Origin of the sequence: Paracoccus sp. S-4012 (genome assembly GCF_009674885.1) — a bacterium.
Taxonomy (GTDB): domain Bacteria; phylum Pseudomonadota; class Alphaproteobacteria; order Rhodobacterales; family Rhodobacteraceae; genus Paracoccus.
In genome coordinates this window covers 1-12275 of record NZ_WKKA01000001.1, presented here as the reverse complement: position 1 = coordinate 12275, position 12275 = coordinate 1, and the positions used below count along the sequence as shown (strand labels likewise).

The following is a 12275-nucleotide window of genomic DNA, read 5'->3' as shown; positions in this document are numbered from 1 at the left end:
GCGGGGAGATCGATCCCGCTCGGCGGGTAGCGGCAGGGATGACATGGGCCGCCCCGGCGGGAGGGCCTCAGTTCAGGTCGGCGGTAAGGCTCGTGATATCGAGGAACCACGCCTTGTAGCGGTCGGAGATGCACGCGGCATCTGCACCGCAACCGTCCCGGCGACCAATCCAGCCTCGCTGCCTCTCACTGAGAATGCGCTTCTCCTCTGGAGAGGCCTTCTCCTGGAAAATACCGAAGAGCGTGCCCATGGTTCGATCTGTCGTCCACAGGTCAGGAGTGTCGCAGATCGCGCGCTCAGTAGGCGTCGTTGCTTTCGAGCAGTCGAACCCTGGCCCAGTCACCCCTGTTGGCAGGTTGTCGAGCCGGAGGTTGCGCTCGGCCTCCGTGCACCAGGGTCTCAGCCCCACGGTGGAGATCCTGTTTTTCTGCACTGCCGTGAACTCGACGACAAGATCGACGAAGATCTCGGGGCCGAACAGGTCATGGCCCAGCGTCAGCCTGTTTCCGCCCTGCTCGTTCAGCCACTCGGAATCGACACCGAATATCTCGGAGCACTGGGCCCCAATGCCAAGATATTCGGTGACCTGTCGCATGATGCGCCGCGGCGTGGGCCGGTCTTCGGGTCTATGAATGTCATCCCCGTCAAAGACCATCGTGTCGATGTCGAGCCGCTGAGCAATCTCGGGAGTGATCGGGAGCAACTCGTCGGGGCCGGCCGCCGTGAAATAGAGGATCGCTTCCCGGCTGAGCCCGACATGGGTGAGAAAGGAACCGATGTCCGCATTGGCGACGCCAGACTCCGTCGCCAAGGACGTGCCGTCATCCATCGCAATATCCCGCCACGCTGCATGCACACCGATGGACGAGGTCCTGTCCATGACGCGGTTCTTACCGCTCACCCACATCACGGCGCAGACCGAGTAGCATTCGTCGCCCCCTGCCACCGTGGTAGTGTAGCCACGCATAGCAATCTCGGAAGCGATGGATAGTCCGTCCTGAACCATGCCGCCGGGTGAGTCTAGAGTGACGATCGCGCGGTCCTCGTGCTCGACGAGATCGTAGAACTTCTCAGAGTCGCCCGGGACGACTTCACCCTTGATGTGGATCACCGCCGGTATCTCGACATTGCCCGGGAAGAACTGAAAATCAGCCGCAGAGGAAGGCAGGGCTGGCAAGCCCAGGGCTGCTGCCCCGGCAATCAGATGAGAGATGGACGACAGCCCCACAATGAACCCCCCCGAATACTGCTTGACGCGAGCGAGCTCTCCCTAACAGTTCCTGCTCCGCTGTTGCGAGGAGAACGCGAGGTCAGATCAAGGATGGGCTGGCACTGGCACACGCAGCAGTCCCGGTCACGACTGCAGTCCGCTACTCTAAACGCTAAAATGGCTGCTGTTGTTCGAACGTCCGCTTGGGGCTCGTCGTGACGCGCGGCTAGGTCCTCCCACAGTAGAGCGGCATCGGAACGACCGCTTCCCGCATTGTGCCATGTGTGGTCCTCGACGCCTGCAACCGTCCGCTTTCCGCCCGAAGCAGGCGGCCACAGGGAGGCCCTCTCCCCAAGGTGAGCAGAAAAGCGCCTGGCCCCGAGTAGATAGTCGTGCCGCACTATCGGCCGCAAAAGTTCGCCGAACGGCGACAGGTTGCCAAGTGTTGCATACAGACATCATCGCAGCACAGGGTTCAGCCCTCGCCGCTCAGTATGGTTTCCCTGGAGTCCAGCTTGAGCGCAGTCCGCATCTGCTCGGCCATGCCCAGACCGTGCTTCGCCTTCTCTATCGTGGCATAGACATGTCCTGACGCCCGCGCCCAGCAGGTGCCGATTTGGGTCTTGTTGCGGGTGTCCTCGTTGGTCGCCCGGTCTGCGCCCTTGTATTCGACAATGAACAGCCGCCCGTCGGTCAGCTTCGCCACGAAGTCGGGGTAAAAGTTATCTTTCAGCAGCGGCAGCGAGAAGCTGTCACGGTGGCGGGGGATGTTGCGCAGCCAGACCTCGACCTGCTCCAGCGCGTCGAGCGCCTGGGCGCAGGCGAACTCCTCGCCGGTCTCGTCGCCATCGAAGGCCGGGACTGCATCGTTGCCCAGCAGGTGCTTCTGGAAGCGGAGCCGGTTCAACGGCGTCAAGGCGACATCGGCGTAGGTCGATGCGTCGAAGCGGATCGTGCCGTGCGGCGATATCGTCGGCGCCGCGCCTTCATCGAACAGCGCTGCCTGGCGGATCGCGTGGCGCGCGGCGTCGCGTTGTCCGGCGATGCGCTGGCGCAGCTTGGCGGACAGCGCGTCCTGCCAGTCCGCCAGCGTCTGGACCGGGATGCCGCGGCGGCTGCGCAGATGCGCCACGGCGGCGCTGATCCAGGCGCGCAAGTGGTCCTGCGGCAGATCCGGAGCCCGGCAGGCGCGTTCCAGCCATTGCACCAGCGTCCCCGCCAGGCTGTCGTCATCGACCTTGCCCAGCCCCTGTAACGCGGGCTGCGTCACGGTCGTGCGGGAATAAACCAGCTTCTCACCGTCGAGGTCGATCTCCATCACCTCGTCGCTGCGCCGGAACTTCAAGTCGGCCTCGTCCAGACAAGCCGAGGCCTCGCTCAGCGACCAGTCCGACAGTTCCATCAGGCTATCGGTGTCAGCGGGGATCAACTCGCCATCGACCAACGCGAACAGCAGCGGCACCTCGATCACCGCGCCCTTTTCGGCGGGCGAGCGGCGCTGCTCGACCTTCTCGCGGTGCTTTTCCAGCGCGGCGCGCAGCGTGGGGCGGTTTGTTTCCGGAGACATGGTAATCAGCCGTTCGGCCACTGCCTCGACGACCTCGCCCTTGATCCCTGCGGTCAGGCTGCCATCGGTCGCAGGGGTCCATTCCACGCCTGCCTCGGCCATCTCCGTCAGGACCGCACGAACTTCGTCGCTGTCCGCCAGCGGCACCTGCCACACCGGTTGCGGGCGGACCGGAGTCGGGTCGAACAGCATCCCCTGCTCCGCCGCCAAGCCGTCGGGCTGGACTGAACCCTTCACCTCTTCGTCGGTGAAGCCCATGCCGATCAGCTTGTCGGTCAGCGCCTGCGCGGTCTCGTTGAACTCGGGCTCCGAAACATGCGCATAGGCCATATTCAGCGCCGGATCCTTGCGCCGCTCGGCATAGGGCATCCGCAGCACGCGGCCCAGAAGCTGCTCGACCGCCGTGGCGCTGCGCAGCTTCTGCGTCGCGCAGAGCACATAGGCCGAGGGGCAGTCCCATCCCTCGCGCAGCGCCTGCACGGTGATGACATGGCGCGTGGGCTCGGATGGGTCGCGCAGGTTCACGCCGTCCAACTCGCGCCGGTCGCCGGTGGCGATCTTGATCCAGCCGGGCGGGACCAGCCGCCCGACCAGATAGTCGCGGATCTGCTCGACCGTGGGTTCTCGACCCTTCGGCTGCGCCTGATACAGCACCACCGGGCGGATGTGGCCCTTGTCACGTTTGGCGTTTTCTTCCAGCATCCGCCGCGTGCGCAGCGCGCCATCGACGGCGGATCGCCAGTCTCCATGCGGGCGCAGGCGGATCGGCAGCTTTATCATCTCCTCGTCCTTCAGCGCCGTCGCGGTCACGCTGAACAGGATGTTGTTGCGGTCCTTGGGCGTCGCGGTGAACTCGATCACCGCAGCAGGCCGCACACGGGCCTGCACGTCGCGCGACAGGCCGGTGACGGCGTTATGCGCCTCGTCCACCAGCATCAGCGGGCGATGGTGATAGAGCAGGTTGGCAAGGCTGAACTTCACCGTGCCTTCGGTCAGCAGCGGGCTTTCGGCCGCTTCATCCTGCGACACCCGCTCCATCCCTTCGGTCGGCAGGGCGGAAAAGAACGGCTCCAGCGCCTCGTGATGGGCATAGACGCGGCGGCCCGAGGTGTTGCCGACCCGGAACGCCTGGATGGTCGAGACGATCACGCAGGCGTTCTGCGCCAGATCCGCCGGCGTCAGCATGTCGAAGGCTTCGATATCAAACACCCGCACCCGCCCGCCGAAGGCCGCGTCCAGACGACGGCGATAGGCGTGGGTGCGGTCACTCAGCGCATCCAGCGTCTGGTCCTTGATCGCGGTTGAGGACACGGACCACAGCACCAGCGGCTGCGGACGCGCCGCGACCTGCGACCACAGCCGCACCGACTCCGCCGCCAGCAGCGTCTTGCCGCCGCCGGTGGGCAGGCGCAGGCAGACATAGGGAACCTGGGGCAGCCCGGTCAGCGGCTGATAGGGCTTGCGCGCTGGCAGAGGCTCGCCCGACAGCCGCGCCGCGCGTTCCTGATGCGCGACCTCGTGGACGAAGGCCTCGGCGGGGCCAGAGGCCGGGACGCGGGTAAGGAAGCGGTCAAGCGCGTCCAGCGTCGCCTGCTGATAGCGTTTCAGCTCCATCACAGACCCCCCGCGTTCAGGTCATAGGGGGTCTGGCGGAACTGCACCCGCTCGCGCTTGAGCGTCGCCGGCGACAGGCGGCAGGCGGTGGCATAGACGGTCAGCGTGCCGGTGAAGCCCTGCGGCAGGGCCTCGCGGATCAGGGCCAGCGTGGCGCGGGTCAGCACATTGCCACCCTGGGGGCTGCGGTCCTTGAGGATGCCGTTGAACAGCAGCGCCACGGCGCGGTCGGGCGCGGGCGGAGGCGCCCCGCCCTCATCCTCCGGCACCTCAACGCGGGGCGGAGGGCTGACGATGCCCAGCAGGGGCTTGTCGGGCACCCCGTCCAGCGGGCGGCGGGTTTCCGAGAACCAGACATGGCGGCCGAGGTCGGCAAAGCGCACCTCGGGCGCGATCACGCCGTTCTCGTCATAGACGCGGGGCCCGAGCGTCACGAAGCGGAAAGCCCCGCCGCCTTGCCAGCCCACATCCTTGCTGATGCCGCCCTGTTCGCCCTCGATCACGCGGCGAAGGCGGGTGGCGCAATGGCTGCGGGCATGCTCGCCCATCTCGACCCCGATCCAGCGTCGGCCCATCTTGTGGGCGACGGCGGCGGTGGTCCCCTAGCCGAGGAAGCTGTCGAGAACCAAATCGCCGGGATTGGTGGCGATGTCCAAAACGCGTGCGATCACCTGTTCGGGTTTGATCGTATCTATCGGTGCCCCTGTCGGGTCCAATTCCCGTGCATGGGCCTTGGCTTGCCTCGTAGTTTTTACATCCAGCAGGATCGTCGGGTGGGGGCGAGTGGGATCATCCTTAGCGAACTCCCGGCTATAGGGAACCCATACAGGCTCCCCATCGCGGGTGCGCTTCTTCCAGATTAAGCGACCTTCACCCCGAAGCTGAGAAATCCCGCGCTCGCTGAAAGCCCAGTTCGCTTCTCGTCCATCGTCGTGTATCGGAAATACCTGAGTTCCATCGGGAGCGTTGATCGGAAAGAACATTGTGGGTCGGTCAGCGCGAAGCGAGTTCTTTCCGTTCTTCTTAATCAGTCAGTCCCGATGTGGGCGCGGCTCCTCCGCTGAGACGCGGTAAGCATCCAAGAGACTCTCGTCAGATTTTTGCCGGAAACCGGCCTGCTCTGCGTTCCGCTCGTAGCAAAGAATAAATTCGTGATCGGGTGTAATAGGAACTTTGTTATCGTTCGGACTATCGACCTTCTGCCAAATGAAGGTAGTCACAAAGTTCCGCCGTCCAAACACCTCATCCATCACGACCTTGAGGTAATGCCCCTCGTTGTCGTCTATGCTGACCCAGATGCTGCCGTCCTCGGACAAGAACTCCCGCAGCAGCATCAACCGGGGCACGATCATCCCCAGCCATTGCGCATGTTCCAGATTGTCGTCGTAATGCTCGAAGGCCGACCGGGTGTTATAGGGCGGGTCGATATAGATGCATTTCACCCGCCCCGCATAGAACGGCAGCAGCGCCTTCAGCGCCTCCAGATTGTCGCCCTGCACCAGCAGCCCGTCCGCGCCACCGGAACCATCCGCGTCGTGGGACAGCGCGGGTTCCTCGGTCAGCAGCCGGAACGGCACCTGCGCGGCCGTCCGCAGATCCGCGTCCCGCGTCAGCCAGTGCAATATCGGCATCTCGTCCCCCGTCGTCCTGCGTCGGGTGTAGCCGAGCCATTCAGGGGAAGGGAACCACCAGCCCGAACAATGCCTCGCGTTGTCAGGCAATGAGGAGCATGGCCGAGCCCGCCCTCACAGTTCCAACCCATCCGTCAACGAGGTTCCCGCTTCCATGGGGCGCGGCTCGCCAGTGCTGAGGCGGAGCCGCACGGACAGGCTCTCCGTCAGCGCCGCGGCGATATCCGGCTGCCCGCCATCGCCGAGAACCATCAGCTGGCCGTCGCGGAGCTGCAGGCGGATGCCGTTGACGCTCACCTCGGCGCCACGACCCTGTCTCCTGACCCTGAACCGGGCGTCGGGCGCGACCGCATCCACCGCTGCGGCAACCTCGCGAATGATGTCGATCAGAGTCAGTCGCCCAGCGGTTCGTCGAGACGGGAGATCAGGTTCTCGACCACGTCGTGGAGCAGGGCTTCGCGCTCCCGGTCGTGGAGTTGCCGGGCCATGATGATCCCGAGCATCTTCTCGCACCTGGCCAGCCGCTCCTCTCCCGCTGTCTGGCGCTCCAGCACCTCGACGGCGCGGTCGGTCCGGTTCGCCAGCCCGCCCAGGATCTGCAGAAACGCCTCCCTGCGGTCCTGCGCGCCATCCGTCCCTGCCCTGAGCATCTCTTCGAGGGACTGGAAGGCCGCGATCAAGGAGCGGAGACACCGGTTGATCTCCTGCAGGCTCGTGTCGTCCGTCATGCTGGTCTCCTTGCGACATGGACGCGGGTGTTGATGTCTGCGGGCGCTCGAGGACCAGACCGAACCAGGCGTCATGCATGACCTCGGCCAGATGCTCGCCCAGGGATGTCAGGCGTCGCGCCAGGGACCTCAGGATTGCGGCGGCGCCGCCGGGTCCAGCCAGGCGGCCAGCGAGGTGGTCAAGTTCGCGATGGCTTCGTCCCGCGCCGCCACCTCCTGGCGCAGCGCGTCCATCTCCCTGCGAAGCCTGACCTCGCGGACCTGCCAGTCGGACTCGATCCGATGGATCGTGTCGAGCAGGAGCTGGTCCATGGGGGACAATCTCATCGATTTCATAGGTTGACGTCCTTTCGGTGCGATGCCTCGCCTTGGCGGCCGCAAGGCGGTGGTGTCGGAGGGGAATGAGAGCAGGCCGAGCCGGAACGGCGCCGAGCAGCCCCTCAAAATCACCGGATACCTCGGCGTCATCCTCGATGCCGAAGCGAGCCTGGTTCTCCAGGGCGCGGCGCTCCCATGCGCGTTGAAGCCGCGGCAGCGCGGTGCGCATCTGCTGGAGCCGCTCGGCCCTCAGTTGGTCGATATCTCGCCCGCCCGGTTCGAAGAAGGCTGGGCGGGGGGTGGCGCCATAGAGCAGTCCCTCAAGTCGGACATGATGTTCCGGACCGAAGCCCGGTGGGGCCACCGTGAACGCGCGCCTTGAGATCCGGACAACGGAGAACCCAAGCTCGGTGCGCTTCTCGGCAAGGATCTCGAGCAGCGCTTCGCGGCTGCCGACAGCCGTGTCGCCGATCATCCTCTGGACCCGCTCATGAAACACCTGCCGGATGTCCGGCTGGGGAGGACGTCCGGCGCGTGCCGCCTCGGCCGCATGCTTCAGTTCCCAGTCTGGCAGGATCAGCTGGCGGGCCCGCGACGGATCACCGGGGTCGGCCCAGCCGAAGCGATGATTCAGAGCGTCCTGCAGCGCCGCCCAGAGCTCGGCGCTCCCGCGCCGCGGCGGATGCGGGTTGATGCTGCGGAGGGCGCCTCGGGGCATCAGAAGGCCGCGCGAAACGGCAAGGTTCACCTCGAGCCGGCCGGTATGGGTGTGCGTTGTGACATAAGCCGGCGGCCGGCGATGTTCGGGGATCCCGGCAAACGCCACCATGAAGAGGAGGCGGAGCGCGACATCGACCTGCCAGCGGAGCTCGGGGGCACCCGCGTTGAACGCAGCCATGTCGATGTCGTCGCGGGCGAATGACATCACCGCCGAGCTGTAGCGATGAACGAACGCGAGGCTGCGGATTGACGCGCGCAGCAGGTCAGCGCGTCCCAGCAGGATCTCGGGAACAGGGTCGCGAGCCACGAGAAGGCGAGCACCGGCCGGGGAACTCTTCACGACCGCGGGCGCGTCCATATAGTCCGTCAGAGCTCGACCGGCCTGCGCCCCCTCCCCGGCGCCGGTATGCTTCGAGAACGATATCAGCATTCCGAGCTGACCGCGCCGGCCGAGGAGGACAGCGTCGGTTCCATCAGCGCCGCGTCGACGCGGCGCAACTCAAGCGCGATGCGCAGCGCATCCATGGGAGCCGCCTGCTTCCTGACCTCGGCGGCGATCTCCTCGAGCAGCCCAACTGCGGTGCCGAGCCTGGCGACGTTCTGCTGCCAATCGGCCCGGACCACAGAGGCACCGGAAAGCGTGCGGGCGAGAATGAACCGGTTGACGGGCTGGCGCGCTGCGGCGGCAGCCTTCTCGATCACGCACCGCTCGGCGTCGGTCACGTTCAGGACCGCCCACCGCTGGCGCTTCTCGTCTGGGTTCTTCCGCGGCCGTGCCATCTGTTCCACGATTTCGCGCCCGGCTGGATTGCCTCGGCCCCCAGAGGCTCCGATGTCCCGATGAAAAAACCAAACCAGCGAGATCGACCCCGTCTCGGCCGCAGGCGTTTTCTGGTGACCAGTCGCGGAGACTTGCTGTCACAGGCCTCCGGAGACGCCCCGGAACATCTTCCGAAGTCACTCCGTCAGACCCTCCAGTGTCGGGAACGCTGACCAGCACGCGGGATATCCAGCAACCCCCACAGGTCTCACCTCCACCCTGACCGTGCTGCTCGTTGTGCAGCTCGGACGAGCTACGACCGGGCCGACATGGCGTGCAGCCGGCGCGAGACTGTGGATATCGCCGGACCAAGGCTGGCGATCCGGGCGCCCGCTGCTGATGTCAGGAGGAGCGGCACGAGGGATTTCGCATTGAACGATGACAACCTGATCTGGAACAGCCTCTCCCGGCAGGAGAAGGAGAGCCTCGCCCGATATGGGTTGGCCACGAAGAATCGGCGGCGGGACGCGAACCAGCGCTCTCGGGAGCGCAAGAGACACGCGGGCCTCGTCCGCATGGAGGTCGATGTCCGACCGGAACACCGTCCTGATCTGCGCCTGCTGATCGAGCTCTATGTCGCGGCCCGACGCACCGGCGACGCCCTGCAGGTCACGCGTGTGCCGATGCCGGCGCTGGATGGCAGCGCCGTGCTGGCGGCAGCGGCCAACGGATATTCCCAGTTCGATGCCCGGTCCAACGGTCGTGCCGGTCCTGCCGAAAACAGTCCTCCGGCACCGCACCGCGCTGAACCGGGCCGGGACCAGGCGGAACTCGCGGGGTCTCAGGAGGTCTTCTTCTCCGACGGCTATTCGATCAGGCTCAACTCGATCATCGCGGAGATCATCCGGACAGATGCGCCGCTTCCCCTCGACCTCCTGCGGCGGAAGGTGGCTCGGCTCCATGGCTGGCACCGGGCAGGCGGGCTGATCGCGGCGCGCATCGATGCGTGCCTCGGTGCCGCCGAGATCCACGAGGAGGACGGCACCGCTTTCGTGTGGGAGCCAGGTGCCTACACCAGTCGTGTCCCGTATCGCGTCAGGCCGGAGCGCGACATCCGCGAGATCTCTCGACATGAGTTCGCCGACCTCCTTGACCAGCACGCCGCCGCGCTGATCCGTGCGGCGGACCCGCTTCGGGAATGCGCCCGGCTCGCCGGTGTCGGACGCCTTACCCCCGCCATTCGCGAGTATCTCGAAGGATGCCTCGCCTGGTGGCGCGCCAATCCTTCATGATCTGCATCCGGGGCCGACAAAGATTTCCGTTGCTCACGCGCTTCCCCGTGGAAGGACACCGCCAAGGTTCCCTCCGATTACGCGCGCCCTCATCTCGAAGGTCGCATGGAACGCAACTGGACGTCAGCCTCGGATGAGCGGTCATGGTCCGAGTGTGAGCTTTGGCTACCGGAACGTCGCCGGGCGTGCGTCGATAACGTCACCGATTGCCTAGCCGGCTGATGGCCGGACCCGGGTATTGCGGTTTGCCATATTCTTTTTCGCAACCAACGGGGCGGTCTCCGGGGTCTTCATGCCCCGGAATGGCTATCGGCCGGATGACCGCACCCGGTCGCAGGGCGCAGGCGGCGCGGCAATACGCCTCTCGAAGGCCCGCAGGGGTGGTAATCCACAGGTTCGGAGCCCGATTACCGGATTTCCGTGGGGCGGTCCAAACCGAATGCCGCGTCATCCTCTATACTGGCCAGGACAGCGCCGGGGGATCTTCCCCACAGCATTGCGAGATCATCATCAACCGCCGGGGGAACTCCTCTGCGCGGAACGGAGGAACTCGGCCAGTGGCACGGGGCGGAAATGCACATGCCAGGAGGAGGGCAGCGGACGAGCCGGCGTCGCTGGCCCGGCATGTCTCCGTCGGGTCTGCTCTTGTCGAAGACGCCGCGACCCCCCATCCTTCCCTCCTGCAGTTGGTCCGGCTTCTGGCACGCGAAGCCGCGCGCGAGCATGTCGCGGCGCAGAAGATGTCGAACGCTCGGGAGGAGTGATCCGTGACAGCAACCACCCGGCTCCGGGCAGCGATCTACGCACGCTACTCGACCGAACTCCAGCGGGAGGCCTCGATCGAGGACCAGCTGCACGTCTGCCGTCGCCTGATCGCGGACCGTGGCTGGGAGATTGCCGAGGTCTACGCTGACAAGGGCGTGTCCGGCTCGCTCCTGCTCCGCCCGAGCTTCCAGCAACTGCAACAGGACGCCGGCCGCGGGCGCTTCGACGTCGTCGTTTCGGAAGGTCTGGACCGGCTCAGCCGCGATCAGGAGCATATTGCTGCCTTCCACAAGCGCATGACCTTCCTCGGACTGCCGATCGTCACGGTCGCCGAGGGCGAGATCTCTGAGCTGCATATCGGCTTGAAGGGGACCATGTCGGCGCTTTTCCTGAAGGACCTGGCGCAGAAGACCCATCGTGGTCTGGAAGGACGGGTTCGCGAAGGGAAATCGGCCGGTGGAAAGAGCTACGGATACCGGGTCCGGCGTGACGTCAGGGCGGACGGCAGCGTCACGACCGGCGAGCGCGAGATCGAGCAGGAGCAGGCGGCGATCGTCGAGCGCATCTTCCGCGCCTACGCCGCCGGCCAGAGCGCGCGAACCATCGCCGCCGCCCTTAACGCGGAAGGCATCTCCAGCCCCGACAGCGGCAAGGGCGACGGAACATGGGGTCCCTCGACGATCTCCGGGAACTGGAAACGCGGCACCGGGATCCTGAACAACCAGCTCTATATCGGACAACTGGTCTGGAACCGGCAGACCTTCATCAAGGACCCGGTCACCCAGAAGCGGCAGGCCCGACTCAATCCCTCCTCGGCATGGCTGACCGAGGACGTGCCTCACCTTAGGATCATCGACGAGGACCTCTGGCAGGAGGTGAAGGTCCGCCAGGGCGCGATCCGTGCCGAGATCAACCCTGCCGGCGTGCTCGATGGCCCGAACCGGCCGGAGCGCGCCCGCCGGCCAAGCTACCTGTTGTCAGGGTTGGTGACGTGCGGCTGCTGCGGCGCGAGCTATACGCTCATCAACAAGACCCGCTATGGCTGCGCCGGCATGCGCAACAAGGGTAAGGCCTTCTGCACGAATGGTGCCACGATCCGCCGCGAGGAGGTCGAGGCCCGGGTCCTTTCCGGACTCAAGGACCGGCTGCTGCATCCGGACCTCATCGCCGCCTTCGCCGAGGAATACCGGCGAGCCTTCAACGAAGCGGCGGCCGATACCTCCAAGGATCGGGACAGGCAAACGCGTGAGCTCGCCCAGATCGAGAAGAAGATCGCGGCCATGCTCTCGGCGATCGAGGACGGCATGTATCACTCGTCGATGAAGGCGAAGATGGCCGGGCTCGAAGATGAGAAGGAAAGGCTGACGCGCGCGCTCGAAGAGGCGCCGGAGTCCCCTGCGCTTCGGCTGCACCCGAGTCTGAGCGCGCTCTATCGCGAGCGCATCGAGGATCTGGCCGAATCCCTGCAGGATCCCAGCCTCCGGCTGGAAGCATCCGAGGCGCTGCGCGGGCTCATCTCCGACATCCGGATGCTGCCAGACGCGGATGAACCCGGCGGACACCGGATCGAGATCTCGGGCGCGCTCGCGGGCATCCTCGCGCTGGGCGAGCCGGACGGCAGAAAGCCCCGGCTAGCGGCCGGGGCTGGTGCGTGGTCGGGAACGGTGGTT

13 protein-coding genes are annotated in these 12275 nt (G+C 65.8%); 4 read left to right on the top strand and 9 right to left on the bottom strand.

Going from position 1 to position 12275, the window contains the following annotated elements; translation table 11 throughout:
• Window positions 1-67 precede the first annotated feature (67 nt).
• The 8 genes from GI374_RS00055 to GI374_RS00030 all read right to left on the bottom strand — a co-directional run bounded on the left by GI374_RS00055 (window position 68) and on the right by GI374_RS00030 (window position 7062).
• Window positions 68-1177: a hypothetical protein gene (locus GI374_RS00055; RefSeq protein WP_195759783.1), complete on the bottom strand. Its 1110-nt coding sequence runs from the start codon at window positions 1175-1177 to the stop codon at window positions 68-70.
• 508 nt (window positions 1178-1685) lie between these two features.
• Entirely contained in the window at window positions 1686-4391 is a 2706-nt protein-coding gene (locus GI374_RS00050) for a DEAD/DEAH box helicase (RefSeq protein ID WP_154334983.1), read from the bottom strand.
• Window positions 4391-4966, bottom strand: a complete 576-nt coding sequence (locus tag GI374_RS18975) for a hypothetical protein (RefSeq protein WP_229582401.1) — start codon at window positions 4964-4966, stop codon at window positions 4391-4393. The genes GI374_RS00050 and GI374_RS18975 overlap by 1 nt, the downstream gene beginning before the upstream one ends.
• A gap of 27 nt (window positions 4967-4993) precedes the next feature.
• Entirely contained in the window at window positions 4994-5374 is a 381-nt protein-coding gene (locus GI374_RS18970) for a site-specific DNA-methyltransferase (protein WP_229582399.1), read from the bottom strand.
• Window positions 5375-5422: 48 nt separating this feature from the next.
• Complete coding sequence (locus GI374_RS18965) at window positions 5423-6022, bottom strand: site-specific DNA-methyltransferase (protein ID WP_229582397.1); 600 nt, start codon at window positions 6020-6022, stop codon at window positions 5423-5425.
• A 114-nt stretch (window positions 6023-6136) separates the two neighbouring features.
• Window positions 6137-6379 carry a hypothetical protein gene (locus tag GI374_RS00040; RefSeq protein WP_154334982.1) on the bottom strand — a complete coding sequence of 81 codons (243 nt, stop codon included), beginning with the start codon at window positions 6377-6379 and terminating at the stop codon, window positions 6137-6139.
• Window positions 6380-6414: 35 nt separating this feature from the next.
• Window positions 6415-6750 carry a hypothetical protein gene (locus GI374_RS00035; protein WP_154334981.1) on the bottom strand — a complete coding sequence of 112 codons (336 nt, stop codon included), beginning with the start codon at window positions 6748-6750 and terminating at the stop codon, window positions 6415-6417.
• A gap of 129 nt (window positions 6751-6879) precedes the next feature.
• Window positions 6880-7062: a hypothetical protein gene (locus GI374_RS00030; protein WP_154334980.1), complete on the bottom strand. Its 183-nt coding sequence runs from the start codon at window positions 7060-7062 to the stop codon at window positions 6880-6882.
• 46 nt (window positions 7063-7108) lie between these two features.
• Here GI374_RS00030 and GI374_RS00025 point away from each other — a divergent pair, with 46 nt between their 5' ends.
• Window positions 7109-7450 carry a hypothetical protein gene (locus GI374_RS00025; RefSeq protein ID WP_154334979.1) on the top strand — a complete coding sequence of 114 codons (342 nt, stop codon included), beginning with the start codon at window positions 7109-7111 and terminating at the stop codon, window positions 7448-7450.
• Between the two features lie 108 nt (window positions 7451-7558).
• Entirely contained in the window at window positions 7559-7990 is a 432-nt protein-coding gene (locus GI374_RS00020) for a hypothetical protein (RefSeq protein WP_154334978.1), read from the top strand.
• Window positions 7991-8211: 221 nt separating this feature from the next.
• On the opposite strand, the gene GI374_RS00015 is transcribed toward GI374_RS00020, so the two are convergent.
• A complete protein-coding gene (locus tag GI374_RS00015) occupies window positions 8212-8511 on the bottom strand; it encodes a hypothetical protein (RefSeq protein ID WP_154334977.1) in 300 nt (99 codons plus the stop codon).
• 468 nt (window positions 8512-8979) lie between these two features.
• On the opposite strand from GI374_RS00015, the gene GI374_RS00010 reads away from it, so the two are divergent.
• Together GI374_RS00010 and GI374_RS19730 are read left to right on the top strand one after the other, a co-directional pair.
• Window positions 8980-9840, top strand: coding sequence for a DUF3320 domain-containing protein (locus tag GI374_RS00010; protein WP_195759781.1), 861 nt, complete (start codon window positions 8980-8982; stop codon window positions 9838-9840).
• Between the two features lie 767 nt (window positions 9841-10607).
• The coding region (locus GI374_RS19730) for a recombinase family protein (protein WP_370515063.1) at window positions 10608-12275 on the top strand (1668 nt) is incomplete at its 3' end.